Origin of the sequence: Paraburkholderia sp. SIMBA_054, assembly GCF_046534875.1 — a bacterium.
In the GTDB taxonomy this organism is placed as follows: Bacteria; Pseudomonadota; Gammaproteobacteria; order Burkholderiales; family Burkholderiaceae; genus Paraburkholderia; species Paraburkholderia hospita.
Genome location: NZ_JAWRXV010000276.1, coordinates 1 through 416, shown reverse-complemented (window position 1 = coordinate 416; position 416 = coordinate 1). Strand labels below are relative to the sequence as shown.

Here is a 416-nt window from a genome sequence, read left to right as displayed (position 1 = left end):
CTTTCTCGAGCAATTCATCGGCGCGGGCCCGCGCTTTTTCCTTGTCCCACTTGAGCACGGTGAGGCGCCCCTCCATCACGTTCTGACGTACCGTGAGATGCGGAAACAACTGGAAGTTCTGAAACACCATGCCGGTACGGCGACGAATCGTCAGCACTGTTTCGCGCGACGGCCGCTCGTCCTGACTGAACGTGAGCTTCTGATCGCCGATTTCGAGCGAACCCGACTCGGGAATCTCGAGCAGATTCACGCAGCGCAACAGCGTGCTTTTGCCGCTGCCCGACGGTCCGATCAGCGCGGTCACGTTGCCCTGCGCGAGTTGCAGATCGACGGAATCGAGCACACGGTGCCCGGAAAAGTACTTGTCGATTTTTTCCAGTCGGATCATCAGTTGCCCGCCTGAAAGAGTGCATGAC

The 416-nt window shown here is 58.7% G+C and carries 1 protein-coding gene; it reads right to left on the bottom strand.

All coding sequences use genetic code 11. The features are described 5' to 3' along the window. The coding region (locus tag SB822_RS55095) for an ATP-binding cassette domain-containing protein (RefSeq protein ID WP_410858847.1) at positions 1-388 on the bottom strand (388 nt) is incomplete at its 3' end. Positions 389-416 lie beyond the last annotated feature (28 nt).